The organism is Mesorhizobium sp. M0140 (assembly GCF_040322475.1).
GTDB lineage: Bacteria > Pseudomonadota > Alphaproteobacteria > Rhizobiales > Rhizobiaceae > Mesorhizobium.
Genome location: NZ_JAMYTM010000045.1, coordinates 1 through 25,345 on the forward strand (window position 1 = coordinate 1; position 25,345 = coordinate 25,345).

20 protein-coding genes and 5 pseudogenes are annotated in these 25,345 nt (G+C 57.5%); 10 read left to right on the forward strand and 15 right to left on the reverse strand.

Annotated elements, in window-relative coordinates:
- Positions 1-689 precede the first annotated feature (689 nt).
- Positions 690-1,579, reverse strand: a pseudogene (locus NKJ37_RS29140) (TauD/TfdA dioxygenase family protein).
- A 549-nt stretch (positions 1,580-2,128) separates the two neighbouring features.
- On the opposite strand from NKJ37_RS29140, the pseudogene NKJ37_RS29145 reads away from it, so the two are divergent.
- The 3 genes and pseudogenes from NKJ37_RS29145 to NKJ37_RS29155 form a co-directional block, all read left to right on the forward strand.
- Positions 2,129-2,572 (forward strand): annotated as a pseudogene (locus NKJ37_RS29145) (transposase); the annotation flags it as partial.
- A gap of 184 nt (positions 2,573-2,756) precedes the next feature.
- Complete coding sequence (locus NKJ37_RS29150; RefSeq protein ID WP_352776100.1) at positions 2,757-2,888, forward strand: hypothetical protein; 132 nt, start codon at positions 2,757-2,759, stop codon at positions 2,886-2,888.
- 287 nt (positions 2,889-3,175) lie between these two features.
- On the forward strand, positions 3,176-3,514 hold the full coding sequence (locus NKJ37_RS29155) for a hypothetical protein (protein ID WP_352776102.1): 339 nt from the start codon (positions 3,176-3,178) through the stop codon (positions 3,512-3,514).
- 520 nt (positions 3,515-4,034) lie between these two features.
- Here the strand turns inward: NKJ37_RS29155 and panD are convergent.
- From panD to NKJ37_RS29215, 13 genes and pseudogenes are all read right to left on the reverse strand, one after another.
- Positions 4,035-4,505: an aspartate 1-decarboxylase gene (panD, locus tag NKJ37_RS29160; RefSeq protein WP_352776104.1), complete on the reverse strand. Its 471-nt coding sequence runs from the start codon at positions 4,503-4,505 to the stop codon at positions 4,035-4,037.
- 20 nt (positions 4,506-4,525) lie between these two features.
- Positions 4,526-5,146 (reverse strand): annotated as a pseudogene (locus NKJ37_RS32030) (3-oxoacyl-[acyl-carrier-protein] synthase III C-terminal domain-containing protein); the annotation flags it as partial.
- Between the two features lie 123 nt (positions 5,147-5,269).
- Positions 5,270-6,367 carry an ABC transporter ATP-binding protein gene (locus NKJ37_RS29170; protein WP_352776108.1) on the reverse strand — a complete coding sequence of 366 codons (1,098 nt, stop codon included), beginning with the start codon at positions 6,365-6,367 and terminating at the stop codon, positions 5,270-5,272.
- 12 nt (positions 6,368-6,379) lie between these two features.
- Complete coding sequence (locus tag NKJ37_RS29175) at positions 6,380-7,153, reverse strand: ABC transporter permease (RefSeq protein ID WP_352776109.1); 774 nt, start codon at positions 7,151-7,153, stop codon at positions 6,380-6,382.
- Positions 7,154-7,169: 16 nt separating this feature from the next.
- A complete protein-coding gene (locus NKJ37_RS29180) occupies positions 7,170-8,048 on the reverse strand; it encodes an ABC transporter permease (RefSeq protein ID WP_352776110.1) in 879 nt (292 codons plus the stop codon).
- Positions 8,049-8,142: 94 nt separating this feature from the next.
- A complete protein-coding gene (locus NKJ37_RS29185) occupies positions 8,143-9,195 on the reverse strand; it encodes an ABC transporter substrate-binding protein (protein WP_352776112.1) in 1,053 nt (350 codons plus the stop codon).
- 217 nt (positions 9,196-9,412) lie between these two features.
- A pseudogene (locus NKJ37_RS29190) lies at positions 9,413-9,835 on the reverse strand (transposase); the annotation flags it as partial.
- Between the two features lie 205 nt (positions 9,836-10,040).
- Entirely contained in the window at positions 10,041-10,670 is a 630-nt protein-coding gene (locus NKJ37_RS32035; RefSeq protein ID WP_502902029.1) for a BMC domain-containing protein, read from the reverse strand.
- Between the two features lie 368 nt (positions 10,671-11,038).
- Complete coding sequence (locus NKJ37_RS29205) at positions 11,039-11,167, reverse strand: hypothetical protein (RefSeq protein ID WP_352776116.1); 129 nt, start codon at positions 11,165-11,167, stop codon at positions 11,039-11,041.
- Between the two features lie 234 nt (positions 11,168-11,401).
- Positions 11,402-11,614, reverse strand: coding sequence for a hypothetical protein (locus tag NKJ37_RS32040; RefSeq protein WP_502902030.1), 213 nt, complete (start codon positions 11,612-11,614; stop codon positions 11,402-11,404).
- A gap of 13 nt (positions 11,615-11,627) precedes the next feature.
- Positions 11,628-11,747, reverse strand: a pseudogene (locus NKJ37_RS32045) (hypothetical protein); the annotation flags it as partial.
- Between the two features lie 87 nt (positions 11,748-11,834).
- Positions 11,835-12,272 (reverse strand): hypothetical protein, encoded by a 438-nt coding sequence (locus NKJ37_RS29210; RefSeq protein WP_352776117.1) that lies wholly within the window; start codon positions 12,270-12,272, stop codon positions 11,835-11,837.
- 283 nt (positions 12,273-12,555) lie between these two features.
- Positions 12,556-13,734 (reverse strand): M24 family metallopeptidase, encoded by a 1,179-nt coding sequence (locus NKJ37_RS29215; RefSeq protein ID WP_352776119.1) that lies wholly within the window; start codon positions 13,732-13,734, stop codon positions 12,556-12,558.
- A 713-nt stretch (positions 13,735-14,447) separates the two neighbouring features.
- Here NKJ37_RS29215 and NKJ37_RS29220 point away from each other — a divergent pair.
- The 5 genes from NKJ37_RS29220 to NKJ37_RS29240 all read left to right on the forward strand — a co-directional run bounded on the left by NKJ37_RS29220 (position 14,448) and on the right by NKJ37_RS29240 (position 21,296).
- The gene (locus NKJ37_RS29220; protein WP_352776121.1) at positions 14,448-15,887 is read left to right on the forward strand and encodes an aldehyde dehydrogenase family protein; all 1,440 of its coding nucleotides are present in this window, start codon (positions 14,448-14,450) and stop codon (positions 15,885-15,887) included.
- A 49-nt stretch (positions 15,888-15,936) separates the two neighbouring features.
- Complete coding sequence (locus tag NKJ37_RS29225; protein WP_352776123.1) at positions 15,937-18,390, forward strand: GcvT family protein; 2,454 nt, start codon at positions 15,937-15,939, stop codon at positions 18,388-18,390.
- 121 nt (positions 18,391-18,511) lie between these two features.
- Entirely contained in the window at positions 18,512-19,363 is an 852-nt protein-coding gene (purU, locus tag NKJ37_RS29230) for a formyltetrahydrofolate deformylase (protein WP_352776125.1), read from the forward strand.
- Between the two features lie 96 nt (positions 19,364-19,459).
- On the forward strand, positions 19,460-20,209 hold the full coding sequence (locus NKJ37_RS29235; protein ID WP_027038146.1) for an electron transfer flavoprotein subunit beta/FixA family protein: 750 nt from the start codon (positions 19,460-19,462) through the stop codon (positions 20,207-20,209).
- A gap of 157 nt (positions 20,210-20,366) precedes the next feature.
- Positions 20,367-21,296, forward strand: coding sequence for an electron transfer flavoprotein subunit alpha/FixB family protein (locus NKJ37_RS29240; RefSeq protein WP_352776126.1), 930 nt, complete (start codon positions 20,367-20,369; stop codon positions 21,294-21,296).
- A gap of 137 nt (positions 21,297-21,433) precedes the next feature.
- On the opposite strand, the gene NKJ37_RS29245 is transcribed toward NKJ37_RS29240, so the two are convergent.
- The gene (locus NKJ37_RS29245; protein ID WP_352776128.1) at positions 21,434-21,940 is read right to left on the reverse strand and encodes an Lrp/AsnC family transcriptional regulator; all 507 of its coding nucleotides are present in this window, start codon (positions 21,938-21,940) and stop codon (positions 21,434-21,436) included.
- Between the two features lie 1,049 nt (positions 21,941-22,989).
- On the opposite strand from NKJ37_RS29245, the gene NKJ37_RS29250 reads away from it, so the two are divergent.
- Positions 22,990-24,078: an ABC transporter substrate-binding protein gene (locus tag NKJ37_RS29250; protein ID WP_352776129.1), complete on the forward strand. Its 1,089-nt coding sequence runs from the start codon at positions 22,990-22,992 to the stop codon at positions 24,076-24,078.
- A 247-nt stretch (positions 24,079-24,325) separates the two neighbouring features.
- Complete coding sequence (locus NKJ37_RS29255; protein WP_502902032.1) at positions 24,326-25,324, forward strand: ABC transporter ATP-binding protein; 999 nt, start codon at positions 24,326-24,328, stop codon at positions 25,322-25,324.
- The last annotated feature ends 21 nt before the right edge of the window (positions 25,325-25,345 follow it).

A 25,345-nucleotide genomic window follows, 5' to 3' on the forward strand; every position in this document is an offset into this window, starting at 1 on the left:
GCTGAGAATTCCTAGAGCTCGGGGGAGAAGCGCTGTCATTGATCAGGTGTCCTTAATTTTTAAGTCTACGATCTAATTGCGGGATCGATGCGTCTGATACAGCTAGGGCTCTAACTACTTCCCGTGGGTCGCGTGTCTGCGTAGTTGGGCAAACGTCAGCCGACTCACAGTCAAATGCAGATTTGATATAACCTTGGCATCCGACAAGGAGATGGGTTGAGACCTTGTAGGCCGATGGGTTGAACGGAGTCGGCTCCCTATTAAAATCCCCTTCGAAGTTGCCGACGAGACCTAAATCTGAGAAGCATTATCTTGGCTAACAGAGCCACGGGGCGCGGTTGCTGTTAAGGCGCAGCGCCTTGTTCGCCAGTATGCGCAGCGAAGGTCTGCAGTGTGATTACTGGCGACTGCAATATTGCGGTCGGATATCCGCCACAGAGGCCGGATCAGTGTGACGCCAGCAGGCGGAGCGTCACACCAGACCTGTCGCGGGCCAAAGAGACGTTCCGAAGTCCTCTTCCATTTGGCGAACATGAGGCTGAGGGCGCTTTGCGCCACATGCAACCTGGTCGCCGCACTTGGTGAAGCTGCCCGCGTCCACCGGCCAACAAAATTTTAAGCGCCTGAAGTACACGACGGCTGAGATATCGGTCGTCCATCTCTCCTCTTTTGACACCGAGGGATCAGTTCTAAGCTTCGTTAGGGGGCAGCTTCTCATTTCGCCCGACAAACTTGAAACGCGCAACGCTGTACCGGCCGTCGACACTGACGGGCACCTCGCCCTCGATGGTCGCGCGACGAACGACGCGGCGCTGGTCGCCATAATCCTTGGTCGCACAATGCATCGTGGCTCGGTTGTCCCAGATAGCGACATCACCCTGCTTCCACTTCCAACGCACGGTGTTTTCCTGCGCGGTAATATGAGACTCAAATAGATCGAATAGCCTCAGGCTGTCATATTTCGAGACGCCAACAAATCCTGTTACATAAGAGCCTAGCACCAGTGTGCGCTCACCCGTCTCGGGGTGGACGCGAACCACGGGATGCTCGGTCTCGATCCTCGTTCCGGTAAGGGCCTCGGCATAACGCCTATAATGAGATCCGGGCCAGCTGTGAACAGCCCAGAGGTCGTCGGCAAGCCGTTAAAGCGGCAGCGGCAAATCGAGATAGGCGGTCGCCGTGTTTGACCACACCGTGTCACCGCCGGCTTGTGGGATCACAACGCCTCGCAGCACCGAAATCTTGGGATAGGCATCCATGCAGGACCAATCGATGTGCCAAATGTCAGCCTGGATATCTCTGCGTGAATCAATCTCGAAAATCGGCGTCGTTCCCTCCGGATATGGTGAAGGCTTTCCGAAACGGAGAGCAAAGCGCTCCTGCTCGGCGTCGTCGAGATGACCCTGATCGCGGAAAAAGATGACCTTGTGCTCAAGCATCAGACCGTTTATCGCAGCGATAGCCTCGTCCGGCAAATCGGCCGATAGCTTGATGTTCCCGATTCAGCGCCGATGCGCGCTGTGCATTTAAGGACATCGGTACGTGGAATGACACTATCGATCAAATCCATTTCACTCATGGTGGCATTCTCCAAAATTGCGGCCTTTTCGCCATGCAAAGCTATTCAAGCTGTGACAAGAAATCGTTCATCGCATTGTAACTGATCGATCCAACGTACAATTCTGCTATCGAGTGTCGGAAGCTCTTGAGCGTCTTACAGAATGTCATTCTGAGGAACAGACAACGGAGCCAACATTCTCGATCAGGGACACTCTTCCGATGTTATACGACAAATCTCCGCTTGCTCTAAGCCGCCGCGGGAATCGATGATCGTGACTAATTTTTCTCCGAAGAAGCGCGCCAACTCGGCGCTTTGCAAGCACTTCTAACGCTGTGGTGTATCCCTTGATCGGGCATCACGGTGAGGCTCTCGCTGGCTCGTACTCGATTGTTATGGTTTGCATTCATGCTGCCTCCTATTCGCTGGTGGGCAGTGTTTACCATGTCTCTATTTGCCACCGCACCTACCACTCCTAGCAGGCTGTTGAAAAAAGCGCTCGCCATCGGTTTGCAACGTAAGCGCGTAGCTGAAGCCGTTCAGGAGCTGTAGTTCCAGGGCATGAGCTACGCGCTTACGGTCGATGCCTGCCTGACGCTGGCCGACGGACATGCCGAGCGAGTGGCGGCATTGCACATGATCGAGCCCCGCGCCGACCGGCCGCAGGCGATCACGATCGGCGCCGACAAGGCCTACGACGCTGAGGACTTCCTCAACGAGTTGCGCTCAATAAAGGTGACGCCGCATGTAGCGCAGAATATCAGCGGCCGCCGCTCGGCTATCGACGGGCGCACGACGCGGCACGGCGGCTATGCCGTCAGCCAGCGCGTCAGAAAGCGCATCGAAGAGGCGTTCGGCTGGATCGAGACGGTCGCCGGGCAGGAGAAGACCAAGTTGCGCGGCCGCGACCGCGTCGGGTGGGCCTTCACCTTCGCGGCTGCCGCCTACAATCTGGTGCGATTGCCGAAGCTGCTGGCGGTCCCGACATCACCGCGCCCGCGGGCTGCCAACTGATCGGCCGCTGGCGAATCATCGAGCCGATCTGTGGGATCGCGGCTATCTGAACCTCGGTGGACCCGCAACCATCACCATCGGACCCGACAACAACGGCGAGATCGCCTTTGGCGCTCTGCAAGCCGGCCTCGATCTGAGCTACGGCCCTTCGATAGTTCACTTCACATGGGGCGGATGTGACGAGATGGACGAAGTCACAGGCGATGGCCATGCCGAATTGCTCGACGACGGCTCGATCGAGATCACGTTCGCCTACCACAACGGCGACGAGGCCATCCTCAAGGCAATATGGCAGACTTCTTCAACAGTCTGCTAGTGGGTTGATCTCACCCGATCGAGATCGGCGCGAGGTCTCGGCTGAAAGGTAAGCGCTCATTAGGCCCCCTCAATTTCCGACGTGCTCGGCCTGACCGACCATGCGAAGATGCCTCGGACATGGACGAGTCTTGTGATCTTGTGCATGGCAAGAGACGGCAAAATGGACGTCCAGTTGGACGTCCCAAGTGGAGGCTATGGCGGTCGGCTTGAAGTGACATCGAAGGTCCGACAGGCCGGCGGCGGGGCACAGACGCGGAGAAGGCGCGGATTGTGGCGGAGAGCCTGATGCCCGGTATCGGGGTGGCGGAGGTGGCGCGCAAGTACGGGGTGACGTGGCAGGTCTATGACTGGCGCAAGCGGCTGCGGCATGGGTCTGTGACGCTGCCCGAAAGCATGGCCGCGGCTCCCGCCTTTGCGGCGCTGCTGATCGAAGAGCCGTCTCCGCCGAGGCAGGCCAGCGCCGGCATTGATGTCATCCTGGGCAACATCGCGATCCGGGCCGGGCAAGATGCCGACGACAGGCATCTGTCGCGGGCGATCCGCGCGGTGCGCAGGCCGCGATATGATCACGCCTGGTGCGCGGCTGAAGGTCTACGTGGCGACGCGGCCGATCGACTTTCGTAAAGGTCACGATAGGCTTGCGGCTGCAGTGGTGCTGAACAGCTTCTTCGGATTTGCGCGGCCGGAACCTTGTTCTCTGGTCGACCTGGAGTCTAATGTCGCAGCGACGGACCGAAACGATGCTCACCGATTCTGCCCATTTTGATATGGGTTACTACATTCCAGTCTCCTCAGAGTTTGAGATATTCAAGGCAGAATTGTGGGTGCATACTCGGATCGGCCTCTATCTCCTAACCGTGCACCACACGTAATCGGACGCCTGGCCTGCCCCCTAAAATAGCTTTCGAGCCGATGGAGGAGTGAACGTAACCCTCACCGGCACATCCTCGATCTGACGGCGGTGAAGTTCTGGAGACGAACGAAATTCAAGGGAACGCTCGCGCTCGAGCGGCACATCAATCCCACGCGCGTGCCGATCGAGACCAAGGAGAGCTACTGCTGGCTGGAGGGCTGGAGAACCTGCGCCAGTCCATCGCGCTCGTTGGCGCAGCCGAGCGCTGTAAGCCGGTTCAATTCGATGTGTTCACCAACGGTGTCCAGGTAAGGGGCTGAGATACAGGGCAGGAACGGCCAAGGCCGTATTCATTTCGTCAAGAATGGAGAAACTGTATCGGCCGTCTGCGTCGACATCGACCGAGTAGCACAGGCGATCGATTATGTGGTTGTCCCGGTCGAACGTGACGATCCGCGGCTTCAATGAGGTGATCTGTTCTTCGTCCAGGTAGATGGAGTTGCAGACGATGATCTGGTCGCCGGGCTGGCAGGTGCGGGCCGCCGCTCCGTTGAGGATGCAGCATCGTGAGCCGCGCTCGCTGAAAATGACATAGGTCGAAATCCGCGCGCCGGAATTCTTGTTCCATATCTCCACGAATTCCATCGGCAGGATCCCGGCTCCTTGGCAGTGGTCGGGGTCCAGCGTTATTGAACCATGGTAGTTGAGGTTCGCTTCGGTGACGTGGATGCCATGTAACTTGCCGAGGACTATTTTTCGCATTGGTTCGGTTGTCCTATCCATCATTCATGACCAGTATGGCGCGCGGTCGGGTCGGCTAAATTCCCCACGAGCGCACCGCCGCTGAGGCCCGCACCTGCCGCCGCCAGGAGGATTATCGCCCGGCCGAAACGGCTCCCTCCGATGAGCGAGCAAGAGTGAAAGTGGGATCGTCGCGGCGAAAGAGTCGCCGTATTCGACGATCGTTATGACTCGCTTGATCGGCTATGCCGAGGTTTCGTCCGACGGTATCGAAAATACGGGCATTTTCTTGGTGCGGCACGAAGCGGCCGAGGTCTTGTGGCCGCACTCCGGGCAGCGGCAGGCGCATTTCGAGTAGTCGGTGGTCATCTCCACTGCTTGCTGAACATTTCGCGCCTATCGTGATCGTCATTCGGGTTTGCTGGACGCTCAATGTCGAGGTCGCCATGGAACGGCCTGTTGTTGCCGCCTGCCGGAATCAGGATCAGCCCGCAGCGCGAGCCGTCGGAATCCACCGATGCGCCGAGGATGCCTCCATCCGGCTCGTCGCACGGACCAATCACCACCGCGCCTGCGGCATCGGCAAACAGCACGGCGCTGGCGCGCTCCGCCGGATTGATGCGGCGGCTGAGAATACCGGCGGCGATGACAATCCGCGCTCGGAAGGCCGCCACACGCGTCCAGTTTCTTCCCGTTCATTGAGCTTGGTACAGTCGATCTCGAGCACAAATCGGGGAGATCGCCGCCGCCCCGCGCAATGAATGGCCCTTCTCGTCAGGCGGGGGTCAGCTCTGTGGATTTTTCCGTATGATACGGATCTCGCTTGTGTCCAAGGTAACATTGAGGACGTCCCCAGACTTAGGATTGAGTCCGAACGGAAACCGCTCCTGCATCATAAGCTGTTCGCCATTGACGTCGATCACGACCCGCGTCGCTTCCCCGTAATAGTGGGATTGAACTACGCGAGCTTTGTAGGTGACGCCCGCAGGACGATCAGATGGCATCTTGATTTGTTCCGGGCGGATCACCGCGCATCCGGGTCCGGGCTTCCAATTGCCTGGCAGCCGGAGGCCCGCCTTCGCTGTAAAGGCGCCATCCGCTCCAACAATGCCCTCCAACACGGTACACTGGCCAATGAACTTGGCGACGAAAGAAGTCTCGGGCTTTTCATATATGTCGCCAGGCGTTCCGATTTGCTCGATCTTCCCGGCGTTCATGACAACAATGCGATCTGACATCGTCAGCGCCTCTTCTTGATCATGAGTGACAAAAAGCGTCGTTACTTCGACGCCGCGGATGACCTCGCGGAGTTCTTCGCGCATTCGCACCCTCAACTGGGCGTCTAGGTTTGAAAACGGCTCGTCAAGGAGGAGCACGGCAGGGCGTATTGCCAAGGCTCGAGCTAGTGCGATGCGTTGCTGCTGTCCGCCCGAAAGCTGACTCGGCAATCGGTCCGCGAGGTGAGGAAGTTCGACTAACCTAAGCATCTCCCTGACGCGCTCGTCTCTCTCGGCGCGAGCCCACTTCAAGTTTTCCATGCCGAAAGCGATGTTTGCGGCCACTGTCATGTGGGGAAATAGTGCATAGCTTTGGAAGACCATTCCAGTATCTCGCCGATGGGGCGGTTGAAACGTCATATCCATGTTGTTGATGCTAACGGTGCCAGATGTCGGCTCAACAAATCCGGCAACTATCCGCAGCGTCGTTGTTTTGCCGCAGCCAGATGGGCCAAGCAAGCACAGCAATTCACCCCGACCCACACTAATCGACACGTTGTCGACCGCAGCCAAGTCACGATAGGTTTTCGAGATCGATCGCAGTTCGACTACAGCATCACTGGTTTCCTGCAAGGCAGTCGCATGTTTTCCGGTCATAGCCAGCATTACGTTCCTCAACTAAACTAACTTATCAGCACTGATAAGACGCTCGATAGTCAGGATGACGACCAACGTCACCATGATCATGATACTAGATACCGCCGCAACAAGGGGATCGTAACTCGTATCGACATAAGCGAATATCTGAACCGGTAGCGTCGATTTTCCACCATAAGTCAGGAATGCAGAGACAGTCACGTTGCCGAATGAAGTCACAAAGGCGAAGATGGCAGAAGATAATAGGCAAGGCAGAATAAGCGGGAGGGTAATACGCCGGATAACTTCAAGAGGGGTGGCCCGAAGATTCTTCGCTGCCTCCTCAAGCACTCGGTCTTGTAGCGAAAGGCTCGCCAGGATTGTTCGTACCACGTAAGGTATTGCGAGAACTAGATGGCCCATCAGCAGCGGATAGACGGTCTGCGTGAGGTTCAGCGCCACAAACAATTGCAGCAACCCGATACCCAGCACTACGGCGGGCACAATCAGTGGCGAAAAGATAAGGCCCTGCAAAAGCACTTTGCCCCGGAACGAAAACCGGTCGATTGCAAATGCGGCCGCAAAGCCAATGGCCAGTGCAATCCCGGCTACGAGCAGTGCAATATAGGTGCTCGTCCAGAGTGCTGTCATGAAGGGTTCGCTTTCCCACACTCTCTGGTACCAACGCAACGAAAAGCCTGTCGGTGGGAAATTCATAGAGTCGCTACTGGTGAATGAGGAGATAACCACCAGAACCGCTGGCAAAGCTAGCACCATATACACAAACGCGCGTATGATTGCACCAGCCGTTCGCATGACCACCTCCAGTAGATCAGTGCGCATAATGTCGTCTTCCACCCATAAAGCGAGAAACAGCCAAAGTGTTGATGGCAGCGGTAAAACCCAGTCCGCTTACAAACAGGATGAAGGCCATGGCTGCGCCGGACGGCCAGTTCAGCTCCGTCATTATACGTTCATAGATCAGACTTCCCAGCATCGCTACGCGGTTTCCACCAATCAGACGAGGCGTAATGAAGGCAGAGATCGTCAGGACGAACACCAGACTAAATCCAGCCAAAATGCCGGGAAGCGCGAGCGGGATGATAACCCGTTTGAATGTAACGAGTCGATTGGCACGAAGGTTTGCGGCAGCTTGTTCGAGTACAGGGTCTATCTGTGTCATGACACTCATCACAGAAAGGATCATGAAGGGGAGAAATTGCTGCACAAGGACCAAAATTACTGCAGTTCTGTTAAAAAGTAACTGTTGTGGGGAAGAAAGAATGCCGAGATTGATGAGCAACGAGTTTACAAATCCGTTGCGACCCAAGATGATCATCCAGCCGAATACGATAACTACAAGACTGAGAGTTAGCGGCATGATCACCACGATCATCCGCCAACGCCGCGCCAGAGGCGGCAATCGGGCAATAGAGTACCCAGTAGGGAAGCCTAACACCAAACAGATCAAGCTGACGATCAGCCCGTCTACGACCGTTTCCAACAGAACGGATCGATAGAAGGGATCGGAAAAGAATTTGACATAATGCGTGAGGCTGAAGCCGCTTCCACCCATTAGATAGCTACCTGGCAAGAAACTGGATCGAAGCAGTGAACTTACCGGTATGACGAGGAAGCCAATGAGCACCACGGCTATTGGTGCCAAAAGCCCCACGGTGAGAACACGGGAACTGGGTTGCGCTTTCGTCAAAATGACCTTTCCATCCGTTTACAACTCCTCCCCAAAGGCGAGAGTGCTGCGCAGATTTCGCGCAGCACTGATTGGAGACGTTCGAGCGGTCGAGCTAGCTACGGAGTACCTTGTTTACGCGCTCGATCCGTTCGTTGCGATCGGCGATCCACTTGTTCCAGTCGATATTCTTTCTCAGAGAAAGGCGCTCCGGAGAGTTGTATAGGAGATCCTGGCGATACTCGTCGGGCAACTTCACGTCAGTCGTCGCGGCATAACGAAACGCCGCTGGCAATCCGAGCATACTTTTATCGGATAGGAATTGCTCAGCAAACTCATGTATGGCTTCCGGGTGCTTCGTGCCCTTGACGATTGTTACATAGTTGTTGATCGAGTAGATACCCTGAGGCGGGACCACAGTCACCATAGGTACGCCCTTGGACCGTAATTCGTAGGCACGCCCGTCCCAGAAGATACCGGCAGAGGCTTCTTGGTTCTGGAACATCTGGAGTTGCGCAACGGTGGCTTGGGCGAGCGCGACGATATTCGGCTTTGCGTCAGCAAGCACGTTGTAAGCTGGTTCCATATTCGAGATTGAGCCGCCATTCTCTTCGGCTATGCCGAGAAGATACAAGCTGGTAGTGTCGAAAGTAGGCGCTGGCAGTACCACCTGTCCAACCAAGTCGGGCCGCGCGATGTCGGAATACGACGTGAGCGGCTGCTTAACGGACTCCGAATTATATACCGGAACTACACTCGATACAGCGAACGGGATTCCGAAATTGCCATATTCCTGAAATCCAGGAAGGATCCGCTTTACACTTGGTATATCTCTCTCCGAGAACTCCTCAATTAGGTCGTTCTTGAGGAGTTCGACCATGTAGGCGCTATCGGCCTGAAAAATATCGTACGGAGGGTTTTCCCTACTCGCAATGAGTTTTACGAGTTCCGTCGACTGAGACCCGGGAGTGAATTGAATCTTCATCCCGGTGCGCTCTTCAAGCGGTCCGACCACGGTTTTGATGATCGTTTCGTCCCATAGGCCACCGAAGCCATTCATGCGTAGCGTTATGCCGGAGAACTTTTTTGACTGTGCGTGCACGTAGGGCGCTGCGAGAGCACTCGCGGAAGCCATGGTTGCAAATTTCAGGAATGCTCGTCTCTTCATCGTCTGAATCCTCCTGGGCCTGTTGGACGATAAGGTCAGAACTGCCGCAGACTGAGCGTAGCAGACGCTCGATGCTGAATTGCTGCGGATTGGGAGGCGCTGTGGCTAAAAAGCTGCGCCAGCGGGGGTATTTCCGTTGCCGTTCGGCGTGGAAGGATTGCAGCGAACTGAACCTTGCTCCTCATCAGACCCCTCGCCCGGCTGGCTTTTATGAGTTTCATTGAATTGTGGCTCTGACGCACTCTCGATGACGTTTGGGGCATACTGCACCGATCAGCCTGGCCTGCAGCAGGTCGAGCTTTCCGCGTCCATACACTGCCGTTTCACAAGTTTGAGCTTGGTGATCTGTCCCTCTGGTGGATCGTTGAACCATGGTTCGGCGATCGCGGACAGCAGCACGGTCGCGAATGATGCCCTTGGCGAAAGATGCAATGAGGCTTTTGCCGGCGTCGGCGGTCCACGGCACGAGATCATCGGCAAGCTCGTTGCGGATCATGGAATGGAAATCGGCGATTAGGTTGCGCGCTTCCACCAGCAGAGGCACTCCCGCCTCGATGGTGGCGATCATGACAATGTCGGCTTTGCTCAGATGATCAGGGGCCGTCGTCATCAGTCGTGCAGAGCCCCTTGTGCGAGGCATGATATCCAGCGCTCGCTGGGCGGAGCTGGTGAAGGTTGCGCAGCGCGGCGAGCGCGGATCGGTTTGGCGGCTTGATCGGATGATCAGGCGCGGTTCTTGATACGCCAGGATTCGTTGCCGGGCCTCCATAATCTCGCAGTGGCGAGTGCGACGGTCGAGTAACGCCGTGGTCATTTGTAGGCCGCGAACTGTCGGTCGAGATCCTTCACCAGCAGATGACCCGTAGTTCTGTCATGTTCTCTTCCGTCGCACGCGGTCTCCTCCCTCCGGTCCGGAAGGAGGTCCCAAGAACTGGTGGCCGCGCCCCGGCCTCAGCCGCGCACATGCCCGGCACCATTCCAAGGAGGCGACACGACCGTGTCGCCCTGGGAGGCCTCACTTTTCGGTCGGTGGAGAAATGCTGGCCAAGGTTCGGATGCGGACGGGGGATGACATGCACCGAGACCAGCGTGCGGACGCTGGACGCAGCTTCCGCACCCGCTTCGGTCGCGGCCTTTACGGCACCGACATCGCCATTGACGACGACGGCGACAAGGCCGTCACCCACCTGCTCACGACCCACGACGACTACATTGGCCGCCTTGACCATTGCGTCCGCCGCGGCCAGTGCTGCGATGAAGCCCTTGGTTTCGATCATTCCGATTGCATTCGACATGGTTTCTCTCCCTCTTTGCAGATTGGCTATTTGGATTTCTGTTTGGCTGTCTCGTCGAGCGATCCGATGATCAGGGCATCGATGGGAATCTTGCCGCCGCCGAGCTATGAGGCGGCGGTGGAACGTGACGACGAGAACTTCCTCACCGTCGCCGCAGCCGAGCACAGCGAAGGCGATCATGCGGGCTCCGCCGGCGCTCTCCACCTCCAAAAAAGCCCCGGAAGGAATGTGTTCGATATGTTTTGTGGCCCAGTAGCGGCCCACGCGACCTCGACGTCATTGTTTCAATGCTGATGTTGCGTGACCTGGCCTTGTCCCGGGCAGGGGGTGATGCTGACACCAGGCGCGTGACGCCCCTCGGCAGCTTGGCGACCACGGTTTCGGTTACCACGCCTTTTTTCAATGCGATGGTCCGCCGTGGCGGGACCAAAGGCAGTCGGCGCGGTGAAGCCTTGCCGCGCCAGCGAGAAAGGATGGCGCCCGCCCATAATGGCGGCACGCACGCCGGGAACTTCCGCCAGGGCGAGGACCTGCCTAGCGAAGGCGGCCTAGTCTCCGTCGCTAGCGATGGTCACGGCGGAGAGCGCAGAGGCTGCCGCGTGACCGCCCTTCAGGTTTCGGATCTCCTCCACGATGACGTTGCGGATCAGGGTGCGGATCCTGTCCTTGTCAACCATGTGCACCGTCCTTCAGCGCCGCGAGTGCGGGCTCGGCGCCCATGCGAACGTTCCGACTCCTCGCCGGAGAGGTAGACCCGTCGCGTGGCGCCGAACATGCGGTAGTCAATGACCTTGATGTCAGCGTTCTTCTCCGCCTCGTTGGTGGCGAGGATAGCGTGGACGCCGGTTGCATCTCAAGCACGAAGAGCGACTCCCCCCGGTCGGATCATAGATCCCACTTGTTGCGGTTGATCAGAAAGGCGTGGCCATTGTCGATGCGCTTGACGATCTTCGACGCCAGTATCTTCGGTGGATGGCCTGATCGGTGCGGGCGTCCAACGCCTCGAGCACAGCCTCCGCCGCAGATTTCACCGAAGAGGTCGATCGCGCATGGAATTCGAGGTAGCCGAACTGCCGCTCCATGACGAGCATGCCGCCCCCGACATCGGCATGCTTGAGTGCCACGGGTCAGCGCCTCGATATCGAGGCCCGGCGCCCCCTCTATGATCTGTGCCGCCATGTTGGTCCGCGGCAGGCGGCCGCGCATGCCGCTCGCCATATAGCACAGCGTCTGCGGTTGGGACTGGTCGATGAATACGAAGGAGCGAAGCTCGGCCCTGGATCAGGTATTCTTCCCGGTGGTCAACGCCCCACGCAGCTCTTCAAGCACCATTTTGCGGATTTCCTAGCGCATAAGCGCGAACTCGTCGTCGCCGCCCGCCGCGTTCGAGCGTGTCGGGACGCCGATCTGCGGTGCGCCTTCCTGCAGGCGTCCGAGTGAAATCGGCGCTTCGCGGCCGAGGGCCAAAGCAGGCCCGCCGGACGGGGCGTCGAGACCGGAAAAGTCGCCGAACGCCTCGGCCGGATCGTCATTGTAGTCGATCCGGGTCCAGTTGATGAGGTGCTGGGGACCGACTTTCTCGCCGACCGAGGATGAGCCGAAATAGCCCGTGCCAATCGTGAAGGCGCGAGCCAGATGGTGCCGTATCCAGCCGCTCCCATGCTGCAGGGAGCGTTGACGACGACCCGCAATGCCTTCACGGCGGTGCCATAGGCAAGGGATCGTTGGCGGATGGTGCCTGTGGATAGCGGCGGAATGGCCCGCACCAGATAGCCGGATCAACGCCTTGGCTGGCCGGCCTCCACGCTGGCGGGCAGCGAAAATGATTCAGATGACGCGATAGAGGCAAAGTCGTTCGCCTTCAATCCGGCTCCGACCCTGAACAAAAATTCGAAGCTATCGGCTGCCTGATTTGCGTCAGGTATATCGCAGACTACAGCAGCAGAGGCTCCATACAAGCGAGCCAATCATAGCGTTATGTGAGGGCAATCGTAACGTCTTTTCTTCAACTCTGTTTGGCGATTCGCATCGCGTGAGACATCGTCTAATCTTCGAACGAGGGCAACTATTTGACGACTAGCGTCCGTGGCGTGAAAGTCAGCGGCTCGTAGCCGGCTTCTGTAACCGCAAAGGGTTGGGTTATTGTGACCGCCTGATCCCCAAGCCACAAACCAGTCATCATATGAAAACACATCCCTGGTTGGAGAACTGTCTTCTCTTCCTTGCGTAAACTCGCAGTGCGCTCCGCAACGGATGGTGGATAACCGATTCCGATGGGATAACCGATCCGTTGATCCTTCTCGAACCCGTGGCGAGCCAGCGCCTTGTGGAAAGCTCCGTACACCTCCGAGCAGGCCCGTCCCGGACGGACGCTATCTAGGCCGGCGTTCAATGCCTCAACGGCCACGTCTGCGAGCCGTTCGTACCCAGCGGAAGGTTTGCCCAGGCAAATCGTCCGGCTCACATTAATCTGATAGCGACGGCGGGTACCGTGAACCTCTATGTTGATTACTGTCGAGTTCGACAGTGGTTTATCCGTCCATGATGAGTGTGGGGCGAGCGCCCTTTCGCCAACGCCGAGGTGCACGACCGAAGAATTATAGCTCCCGCCGAGCTCGGGCGTACCTGAGATCTCCTGGTGATATGCGGCTGCCGCGAGGTCACACTCCCGCACACCCGGCTCTGCCGTGGCAGCAACCCGTTTGAGCACGGCATCACCGATCAGCCCAGCCTCACGCATGAACACCAGTTCGGCGGGGCTCTTGACCAGCCGAATCCAGTTGATCAGCAGGTCGGCGTCTGCAAAGCTCGCCTGGGGCAACGCTTTGACAAGGTCCGCATGAGCCCGCGCAGAGTAGTAGTAACCGCCCATCTCGACGCCAATCGTCGCCTTTTCCCCTCCAATTTCTTTGACCACGTCCGCGACGTAATCATAAGGGGACAATTCTGAGGAATTGACATAGTTATCAGGGAATCCGCGGATACTGTTGTCCGACAAATAGGTCGTAATCTTCGCGGACGTCGTATCCATGCCACGAGTGACGAAGATCGGCTCGTCGCGATCGAGAGCTACAATCCCCATTTGGGGTGTGTAGAACGAATACGCATCATAGCCGGTGAGGTAGTTGAGGTTAGGCGGCTCGGAGACGAGCAGGAAGTCGAGACCGCGTCTTGACATCTCAGCCTTGACGCTTGCGACGCGTGTATCAAATTCCGTCCGCTCGAAATAAAGAATTTTTTCCAATTCGGTTCCCCTGCTTCAACCGGCTATCACCACGCCTGTCCTTGACAAGCGACATGCGTTTGCTTGGTGCTGCCCCGGCTCGATGGAAGGACGTGATAGAACAACCGTCCGGCCGACCAGGACGCTCTATCGCGTGCTCGTGTTGGAGCATACAGATAGTGGCGCGCGGAAATAACGCGTTTTTAGCGTGAAAAGTGCGGCCTTACTGCGGCAAGCCCCGCAATTTGGAGAAATACGCAGTTTGTTCCGTCTGAAAACGGGAAGTGATTTTGCCCCGCGAAAACTCGGCATCGCCCGCCTGAATGCCGTATGTGAGAAATTGGTTCAGCAGCACAATTGGTTCAGCAGCACAGAAGAGCGATACCGTCCCTGCGGTATCGAAACTTCTTGAATAGCCGGCCTGAACGCAGTTTTTCATCCTCGGCGAGCGAAGGTTTGTAGAATTTAGGCGAACCATAACGGATATAGATACTGGAGGTCGCTCAGTGCGGCCCAGATCCACCTAGGTATCTGATAAGGCTAGCCATGAATAGAGAAATCGCCATCGCCGTGGGCCGTGCAGCAGTTCTTCGGCTTTTTAAGCATGAGACGGCTAACCCAGAACGTCTGCTTGACGTGGGCATTGAGCGCGGACTTATCCCGCGCAAGTTGTCCGATGGAGACCTTCCGGGCTTCGTTGCTGACTATCTTTCTCGCGAAAGCGCGCGCTAACAATGGCGAGCGTCAAAAACACGAACCAGGGCCGCTTGGTGGTGTGCGACCCGGACGACGGAAATGTTGTCGGCGAAACACCCTTGACATCGGTCAGTGACGTGAACCGCATTCTAGATCTCGGCTATCGAGCTAGTCGCGAACGACCGCCCGCCATTCATGAGCGAGTGCGAATTCTGCAAGAAGTTGCCGACAGGGTGGCGGCGGAAGCCGAAAGTCACGCTCATCTCATAGCGCGCGAAGGCATCAAAACCATTCGTGAGGCTCGCGCGGAGGTCAAGCGTGCCATTGAAACACTTCGCCTCTCGGCCGAGCAGGCGAAGCAAAATGTTGGGTCGGTTATTCCGTTCGATCAGGTTCCCGCCGGCGAAGGCCGGCTCGGTTGGTGGGCAAATCGACCCGCAGGGCTAGTCGTAGCTATTACACCCTACAACGACCCGCTGAACCTAGTCGCTCATAAGCTCGGTCCTGCTTTTGCGGCGGGATGTCCCGTCATTCTCAAGCCCCACCCCCAAACGCCCTTCAGCGCCATTCGCCTAGTCGAACATTTTCTTGCAAGCGGCGCAATTGAGAACCGAATCCAGATAGTGATTGGCGCTGCCGAGGTGGGGGGCATGCTCGTAGCGGACCGACGTCCTCGCATCATTTCTTTCACGGGCGGACGAGAAGCTGGAGAGCGTATTGCTCATCAGTCGGGGGTCAAGCAGCTCCTGCTGGAACTCGGCGGCGTGGGGATCGTTGCCGTCGCGGCCGACGCTAACATCGAAGCTGCAGCTCAATCGATCAATAGCGGTGCGTTTTGGGCGGCTGGGCAGAATTGCGTCCGCGCGCAGAGAATCATTGCGGATGACAAAGTGGTTGCAGAGTTGACAGAACGACTTGTCGCACGAGCTGCTGACCTCCGATCGGGTAGTAAGATTGACGAAACAACGGACATTGGACCGTTGGTCGATACGGGCCTAGGAAGCTCTCTGGGCCGCAGCGTACAAAGCATGAAGCGAGCTGGCGGCACCGTGCTTTGCGGCGGTGAGATCGATGGCACCCGCATGCGACCGACATGGGTCGCAGGACTCCCGGCGCGCCACACGCTGCTCGGGAACGAGCTTTTTGGTCCCGTCGCGACAATCGAGACGGCCCAGGACGACTCAGATTTGCTTGGCCGAATCCAAGACGGGCCAGATGCCATTCACGTCGCGATATTTACGCAATCAATATCGCTGGCTACGGCTGCATTTGAAAAGGCTAACGCCGCTGCGGTGATAATCAACGACAGTACTGATTTCCGTATTGACGCAATGCCTTTCGGGGGGGTCGGCGCGGCTGGTCTGGGGCGCGAGGGCGTTGCGCACGCAATTAGTGCGATGAGCGAAAAGAAACTCCTCATCATCTCTGAATCAGGAACGAAAATTACCGGCGATATCACAAACGGCGGTCAGGTGTGAACTGACCTTCAATGACGACAGTAATCCTCTAGACTCAGCAGGCACGACATTGAATACGATACTACACACTAATATCCCTTCGCACGCTCGTATTGTTGTCGTAGGTGGCGGTATCATTGGCCTTAGCGTTGCTTACCATCTTGCGAAAAGAGGCGAGCGTGACGTCGTTCTACTGGAACGAAAAGAACTTACCTGCGGGACCACTTGGCACGCGGCAGGCCTCGTAACTCAACTCCGCTCGACGGAGAATTCGTCAAGGCTCGCCGCCTATACTGCCGATCTGTTTAGCAATCTCGCTGCCGAAACCGGTCAAGAAACCGGATTTCGGCGGTGTGGCTCGCTCACGGTGGCTGCGAGTCGTGAGCGCCTTCAGGAGCTCAAGCATGCGGCTTCGATGGCCAGCAACTTCGGACTGGAAGTCGACATTATCAGCCCGGCGGAAGCCTTAAAAATTGTTCCGCAACTCAACCTAGCGGATATGGTCGGCGCTGCTTGGATTGCCAACGATGGTAAAACAAATCCGATCGACACTGCTCGCGCCTTTGCAGCCGGTGCGCGCCAGCGCGGTGCGCGTATCCTGGAGGGGGTGACGGTCACTGGGATCGACCGCATTGGCGATCGCGTGACGGGGGTCCGGACCGACCACGGGAATATGATCTGCGATCATATCGTTCTGTGTTGTGGCATGTGGACCCGCGAGCTTGCTGCCTCGGTAGGAGTCTCGGTGCCTCTCCATGCGGCCGAGCACTTTTACGTCGTGACGGAGGCTATATCTGGAATTTCGCATGACATGCCAACTATTCGCGATCTCGATGGGCGCGTCTATATTAAGGAAGACGCCGGTAGACTTCTAGTGGGGTCCTTCGAGGCCGTTGGCAAGCCTTGGGGAGCAGGCGGTATACCGGCTGACTTCTGCTTTGACCAGCTACCGGACGACCTCGATCACTTTATGCCCTATTTTGAAAATGCGATGCATCGGATGCCGGTGCTAGGTCAGGCTGGCATTCAGCTGTTCTTCAATGGGCCAGAGAGTTTCACGCCCGACAACCGATTCCTTCTCGGTCCAACGGCAGAACTAGATGGGCTGTTTATTGCTGCTGGGTTCAATTCCTGTGGCATCGAATCCTCTGGAGGCGCGGGAAAGTTGCTGGCCGATTGGATAGTCGATGGAGCTCCAGGCGCAGATTTCTGGGATATTGATGTTCGCCGGGCAATGCCGTTCCAACGCAACCGACGGTACCTTGAGAAGCGAACCAGTGAAGCCATGGGCATGCTCTACGGTGTGCACTGGCCCCTGCTGGAGCCAGAGAGCGCACGTGGGGTTCGCAGGTCTCCCCTCCACTCGCAATTGACCGCGGCGAGGGCACATTTTGGGCAGGCTGCCGGGTTCGAGCGCCCACAATGGTTCGCTCAGGAGGGAAGCACGGCTGAGTATTCTTTTGGACGGCCAGGGTGGTTTGCAGCGCAACGAGCCGAGTGCCTGGCGACGCGTGAAAGCGTGGCTTTGTTCGATCAAAGTTCTTTTCAGCATGTCCGCATAGAAGGACGCGATGCGCTTCGTCTTCTCCAGCGCGTTTCAGCTGCGAACATTGACGTCCAGGTCGGAAGAACCGTGTACACTGGTTGGCTCAACGAGACCGGCGGCTTTGAGTCTGATCTTACCCTGACGCGGCTGGGGGAACGATCATTTTTGGCCGTCACAACAGCCGCTCAGAAAACGCGCGACCTGGCGTGGTTGCGAAGGCACGGCAAAGACTTTAGCGCCGTTTCAGTTGTGGATGTGTCGCCTGGTCAATCGACGATTAGCGTCATGGGTCCCAAATCGCGCCCGTTGCTCCAGACTGTGAGCCCAGACGATTTCAGTGACGACGGCTTCCCCGTCGGATCGGCTCGTACCATCGAAATAGGAGACGGCATAGCTATTGCGATCCGAATGTCCTTCGTCGGGGAACTCGGCTGGGAGCTACACGTAGATTCGGACATGGCAGCATCCGTCTACGAGGCGCTGGCGGCGAATGGAGGATCGTTCGGTCTCCGCCTTGCGGGCTACCACGCTTTGGACTCTCTCAGGATGGAATGCGGCTATCGCGATTGGGGCCTGGAGATCACAGACGAGGATACGCCCTTGGAAGCGGGCTTGGGATTCGCAATTGCATGGGACAAGCCAACGGACTTTTTGGGCCGTTCGGCCCTGGAACGGCAGCGGGGCGGCCCACTGTCAAAGCGCTTGTGCCAAGTGCGGGCTGACGCCCCGGACGTCTTCCTGCACGGCACGGAGCCTCTCTGGCGCAGCGGCAAGCGGGTCGGTTTTCTGAAGTCTGGAGCATTTGGACATACGGTTGGAAGCGCTATCGGTATGGGCTACGTGCACAACACAGATGGCGTGACCGCACCATGGTTGAAAGAGGGAAGCTGGGAACTGGAAGTTGCCGGCGACCGATATCCAGCAACTGTGCAGCTAAAGCCGTGGCTCGCCAAAACGCTGCTCGGTGAGACCCGCTAGCCAAACCGCAAATGACCGCGAGTTCGGTTGAACGCCAGTTGGTCTTACACGGCTAATCACCCGACACCACTAGGTCTGTCAGCCGAAGGGCTGTGGCCTCGTCATGGAGCAAGACCAGCTGATGACCTCCGCCTTCGTACTAACTCTCATGTGTTCGGATCAACCCGGTATCGTGGCTCGTCTGACAGCGGAGCTTTTCAACTACCGCGCGAACATTGTGGAGGCGGCGCAGTTTGAGGACAGCGAAACAGGTCGCTTCTTCATGCGAGTGGTGTTTACGATGCCATTGGGCACTGAGATTGAAACCCTGATTGAGACCTTTGGCGCGGTCGCACGTCACTACGAGATGAGCTGGGCGATCCGCCCGCGCAATCAACGACGTAAAGTGCTTTTGCTTGCATCTAAGTTGGATCACTGCCTCGTCGATCTGCTCTATCGCACGCGCATAGGTGAACTGAGTATGGACGTGGTCGGCATTGTCTCGAACCATCCACGCGAAATCTTTGGCGATCTCGGAGATGCGCCCTTTCATTATCTCCCAATTACTAGGAACACGAAGTCCGATCAGGAGGCAAGGATTAAGGGAATTGTCGATCACACGGGCGCGGACCTCGTTGTGCTCGCGCGCTACATGCAGATCTTGTCGGACGATTTCTCGTCCTTCTTATCAGGGCGCTGCATCAACATTCATCATAGTTTCCTGCCAGGCTTCAAGGGCGCGAAGCCGTACCACCAAGCGTATGCGCGCGGAGTCAAAATGATCGGTGCGACTGCACATTATGTGACCGCAGATCTCGATGAGGGCCCAATCATCGCACAGAACGTCGAACAGATCAGTCACTCCGACTCGCCCGAGGCGCTCGTGCGCAAAGGTCGCGACATAGAACGGCGTGTACTGGCCTCCGCAGTACGATGCCATTTGGAGGATCGAGTACTTGTGAACGGCACCAAAACTGTCGTCTTCCCGGGCTGAAAGATTTGGTGGGGTCTGCTGCTCATCGGTGCTCTGCATGCAATGGCGCCGGGGTTGAAGAGCTGCCAGTACAATGCTTGCTATTGGAGGTGTGATATGAAGATCCTTGTGCCCGTGAAGCGGGTTGTGGATGCGAACGTCAAAGTTCGCGTGAAGGCTGACGGTTCGGCGGTGGAGCTCGCCAACGTCAAGATGGCGATGAACCCGTTCGACGAAATCGCGGTGGAAGAAGCAATCCGGCTGAAGGAAGCCGGCAAGGCGGAAGAAATCATCGTCGTCTCGATCGGCCCGCAGCAGGCGCAGGAAACCCTGCGTACCGCACTCGCCATGGGCGCCGACCGCGCCATCCTGGTCAAGACCGATGAACAGACCGAGCCGCTCGGCGTCGCCAAGGTGCTGAAGGGCGTCGTCGACGCCGAGCAGCCCGGCCTCGTCATTCTCGGCAAGCAGGCGATCGACGACGACTCGAACCAGACCGGCCAGATGCTGGCGGCACTGCTGGGCTGGGCGCAGGGCACCTTCGCTTCCAAGATCGTGCTCGACGGCGACAAGGCCAAGGTGACGCGCGAGGTCGACGGCGGCCTGCAGACCGTGGAACTGAAGATGCCGGTGATCGTGACTGCGGACCTTCGCCTCAACCAGCCGCGCTATGCCTCGCTGCCCAACATCATGAAGGCCAAGAAGAAGCAGCTCGACGAGAAGACCCCGGCCGACTACGGCGCCGACGTCAAGCCGCGGCTGAAGGTCATCAAGACCGAGGAGCCGAGTGGCCGCAAGGCAGGCGTCAAGGTCAAGAGCGTCGCTGAGCTGGTCGACAAGCTCAAGAACGAAGCCGGCGTGCTCTAGGAAATCCGATGAGGCCGGCCTGCAAACGGCTGGCTTCTCCGCTTGCCGAGGCGACGTACTGAAGTACGCTCCGCTCCGGTTCTCGAAACCAACCGTTTTCGACTCGGCCTGACCGGATTTCAGGGAGTCTCGAAAACGAAAGTCAGGAATATCATCGATGGCTATTCTTCTGATTGCAGAACACGACAACGCAACGCTTTCCGACCAGACCGCCAAGGCGCTGTCGGCGGCGCTGCAGATCGGCTCGGACGTGCATGTGCTGGTTGCCGGCAAGGGCGCCAAGCCGGCAGCCGACGCTGCCGCCAAGCTGAAGGGCGTGAGCAAGGTGCTGCTGGCCGAAGCCGACGAGCTTGCCGAGCGCTTGGCCGAACCGACGGCAGCGCTCATTGTGTCGCTGGCGGGCGCCTACGACACCATCATCGCGCCGGCGACATCGTCGGGCAAGAATATCGCGCCGCGCGTGGCTGCGCTCCTCGATGTCGCGCAGGTGTCCGAGATCATCGAAGTCGTATCTCCCGACACCTTCAAGCGGCCGATCTATGCCGGCAACGCCATCCAGACGGTGCAGTCGAGCGACGCCAAGAAGGTGATCACGGTGCGCACGGCCTCGTTCCAGGCAGCCCCCGAGGGCGGCTCGGCGGCGGTCGAGACCGTTAAGGCCGCGGCCAATCCCGGCCTGTCCACCTTCGTCGAGAACAAGCTTTCCGAGACCGACCGTCCGGAGCTGACCTCGGCCAAGATCATCATCTCGGGTGGTCGTGCGCTGGGTTCGGCGGAGAAGTTCCAGGAGGTCATCCTGCCGGTCACCGACAAGCTCGGTGCAGCCGTCGGCGCCTCCCGCGCCGCGGTCGATGCCGGCTATGCGCCGAACGACTGGCAGGTCGGCCAGACCGGCAAGGTGGTTGCCCCCGATCTTTACATCGCGGTCGGCATCTCCGGCGCCATCCAGCATCTCGCCGGCATGAAGGATTCGAAGGTCATCGTCGCCATCAACAAGGACGAGGAGGCGCCGATTTTCCAGGTTGCCGACTACGGCCTCGTCGGTGATCTCTTTGTCATCCTGCCGGAGTTGCAGAAGGCGCTTTGAGCCCGGCAGTCACGGCCATCAGCCCTCCTTGTATTCTCGGGTGAGGTCGTCGATGAAAAATGCTTAGGCCCAAATCGACTGACTCGTCAAAAGACTGAAGGAATCTACAAAGGTCTGCGAACGACAGCTTCGCAGCGTTATTTTTTAGGTGCTCTGACATGTGCCTCCGTTTCATCGGACCCTTCTTCGACAGGCACAGCAAATCCGGCTTTGACACGATCCATAATTACCATCGTCTTTACCCCCTTTATATCGGGGTTTTCATAGAAAAACCGGCGGGTGAACTGCTCGTAATCTTCCATACTGCGCGCGGTCACATAGAGCACAAAATCGGCGTCTCCGGTGACGTAGAAGCCACTGACGACTTCGACTGACGATTTGATAACCTTCTTGAATCTGTCAATAATATCAGCGCGCTCTCTCTCAAGGCTGACTAAAACGAGCATTTGAATTAGTCTGCCAACTGCCTTTGGCGACACGATGGAGACGTCAGCCTCAATTATGCCTTCAGCCCGCAACCTCTTCAAGCGCCGTTGACAGGCAGTAGCAGACAACCCGGCCATTTCTCCGACAACTTCGGATGTCAGCCGGTTGTTTTTTTGCATTATTTCCAGAATACGAGCATCAATTCGATCATATTGCATAACAGCCCCAGCGATCAGCCCTGTTCGCCACAAAATACATGGTTTTATTGAGGGAAAGCGCCCTTCAGAAGTCGGGGCGACGACATCATAGCACTACCTCGAACACACTTGCGATTCAAGCCAAAATGCAAGGGATCGAGTGAACCGGCTGTCGACATACCCGACGTGCGTACACGCCGCTCCTGCTCTCGAAGGGCAGTGCCCGGATGAACATGATGTGAAGGCTTTTGACGCCTTCGAGCCTCATCACGCTGCACTGGCCGAAAAGCTGGGGTTGGAACGAGAGCGCTCACCTGGAACCCGCAAGGATGCCGATTTGCGCCCGTCCCAATACGGACCTGCCCGGCAGAGAGCTTAGTCTCCCGCAGGGCGCCTTTCTTTTGCCGAGTGTCGAAGCGGTCGCCTCCCACAGGAGGTGTAGTTCGGCGGTAGCAAAGCCGCTTGAGAGCGCGCGCTCAACAGCGCCGTAGCGCGCGAGCGGCTTTGCGGTCGTCAGCGAGAGTTCGCCGGTAAGGTCGGATGCTGACACCGACCTTTTCGAAAGAACAATCGAGGCCGACGACATGATGAACCTGCGCGCTCGTGGAGAAGCCCCTGACATTCGTGCATCACTCAACCTTGGGCGCAAGCACGGATATGACGCGGTTATCGTGGGAAAAAGCTGGGTGCGGGAAATCCGCCCCGCCCGGATCTGTGAGGGCGAAAGCCGAACTGCTTAAGCTACTCGACCACGATCGGTCGAAGTAAGGCGCAAAGTCCACGCTTTCCTTGGATTTTGGAACAATTTCGTTAACTTTGTAAGCAGACCGGTTCGCTCGATGCACCAGCAGTGCACCATTGGGACGGTGCTTAGCTTGAGGCGCATGCCTACTTCGTCAGCTTGGCCGATAGCTGCGAAACTGGCGCTGCCGTCGAGCATTGCAGGGAAATGCCCCCAAACCTGGAGTTGGCGCAGAAGTCCGGCATTCCAGACGGCATTTTGAAGAAACTCAGCCCAAAAGTGGTATAGTCTTCACACGGTGCATGACTCAATAAAAAGGAGGCGGAACATGAATCGCAGACAACTCTTGACGACGTTTTCTACTATCGCAATTGCGGCGCCATACGTCAGCCGCCAAGGTTGGGCGCAGTCTCCGGGCGAGTTGCGAGTCCAACTCTATGGCGGGGATGTCGGAAAGGCGAACATCGAAGCAATTGCGAAACCCTTCGAAGCCGAGACCGGGATTAAAGTCATCCCGATTACCGCAGACGCCGACATGGTTACACTTGAACTAATGGTGACTCAGAATAATGTCACGCTCGATGTTGTTGCTTTGAGCCCGGCTACAAGTATCTTAGCGGGACAGAAAGGGTACCTGGAGAAGATAGACTATTCTATCTATCGAAAGGAAGAGCTAGACGCTATAATAGATTTTTGTAAACAGCCCTACGGCGTCTCTGGACAAGTTTATTCTTGGGTTATGTTTTATAACACGGATCATTTTCCCGCCGATAAGCCGCGGCCAACTTCATGGGCCGAATTCTGGGATGTTGAGAAGTTTCCCGGCGTTCGTACTCTTGAGACAGGTGCGTATGGATCTGAAGGTCCCTGGGAGGAAGCCCTCCTGGCCGATGGCGTGCCCGCCGACGCCCTCTACCCAATGGACATTGATCGCATTTTCGCCAGCTTAGACAAAATCAAGCCGCATATCCGCAAGTGGTGGGAGAGTGGCTCGGAAATCCAACAAATGATGCGCGAAAAGGCGGTAGATATCGGACATTGCTATGACGGCCGGGCGGGTGTGTTGATCGACGAAGGTGTTCCCCTTGAGATCAGTCGCAATCAGGCCAAATTGGCATGTGATTACTGGGGAGTCGTCAAGGGCGGCCCAAATATTGCGGGTGCGCAGAAATTCATTGAATTCGCCACCCGGGCCGAGCGCCAGGCGGATTTCGCTAAGCGCATCGCCTACGGCCCGCCCAATCTGAATGCATATAAGCTGATTCCGGAGGAGAGGGGGCGTCGACTCTCTACCCACCCCGACAACTTGGGCAGCGGCATTTTCCTTAACAATAAGTGGTATACCGAGATTGGCTCGGACGGCCTATCCAACACCCAGCGGCTCGTCGATCGCTGGAACGCGTGGATCCTTCTCTAAAGCTAAAATCTCGGGGGCCGGCATACCGAAGTGATCAAATCGGTCCAGCCAGCGCACGGGCTTGACATTTCGGTAGAGCCTGCCGGCCCCGTTGAATCAGACGCACGACATCTGGTGGTCACATTCGTTTAGTTGTGGAGTAATCATAGTGGACGTTCATGTCCGAAGCCGCATCCAGTATGGTGGGAATAAAACCTTGGAAAACAACGTCGTTCCCGCGCAGATTGAATTTCGCAATGTCAGCAAGATGTACGGGTCCGTCGTCGCCGTTAGGGACTTGGCGCTGAGTGTCGGCCGCGGCGAGTTCCTTACGGTTCTCGGTCCGAGCGGTTCGGGTAAGACCACGACCCTGATGCTGCTTGCCGGGTTCGAAGCTCCCACCGCGGGCGATATACTAGTCGCGGGAAAGTCCGTTAATTTAGTACCTTCTTATCAGCGCGATCAGGGCATCGTTTTCCAAAGCTATGCTCTGTTCCCGCATCTTTCTGTGCGCAAGAACCTGGAGTTTCCTCTCGAAATGCGAGGCATAAAGGCTGGCGAGAGGTTAGCGCGGGTCGATCGTATACTTGAGCGCGTGCACCTCAGTGAGCTGGGTGGCAGGATGCCAGCGCAACTCAGTGGCGGCCAGCAGCAGCGCGTGGCGCTTGCCCGCGCCCTGATCGCAGATCCGCCGGTCCTCCTGCTCGACGAGCCGCTCAGCGCCCTGGACCGCAGTCTGCGCGAGCAGATGCAGGGCGAGATAAAAAAGCTCCACGAGGAGTTCGGCATCACAACTATCTGCGTGACGCACGATCAAGAGGAGGCGCTCACATTGTCCGATCGCATCATCGTCATGCGCGCTGGGCGGATAGAGCAGACTAACACACCGGAGGCCTTGTATGACCGACCGGCCACGCGCTTCGTGGCAAGTTTTCTGGGCGAAGCCAATTTCTTGGAAACCCCATCTGTCGAGATCGAATCTGATCCTCCGCAACCTTCCGGCACCGTCCCAATGATCCGGCCGGAGCGTCTTCGTATTGCCGCTGCGACAGCGCCGCAAAGGTCCGATGCTGACCGGCGCCAGTTTGTCACTGGCATCGTAGACGATATGATCTATGCCGGCCCGGTGCGCAAATATAATGTACGCGTGAAGAACTGCGTTCTCATCGTGCGCGAGCATGTGACCTCGGGACAGCATACCTTCCAACGAGGCGATGAGGTGAGGCTTGACTGGTTGCGGTCCGACGTTCGCTTCGTCGCGGGCTGAACGGCTAGGATGACAACGCGG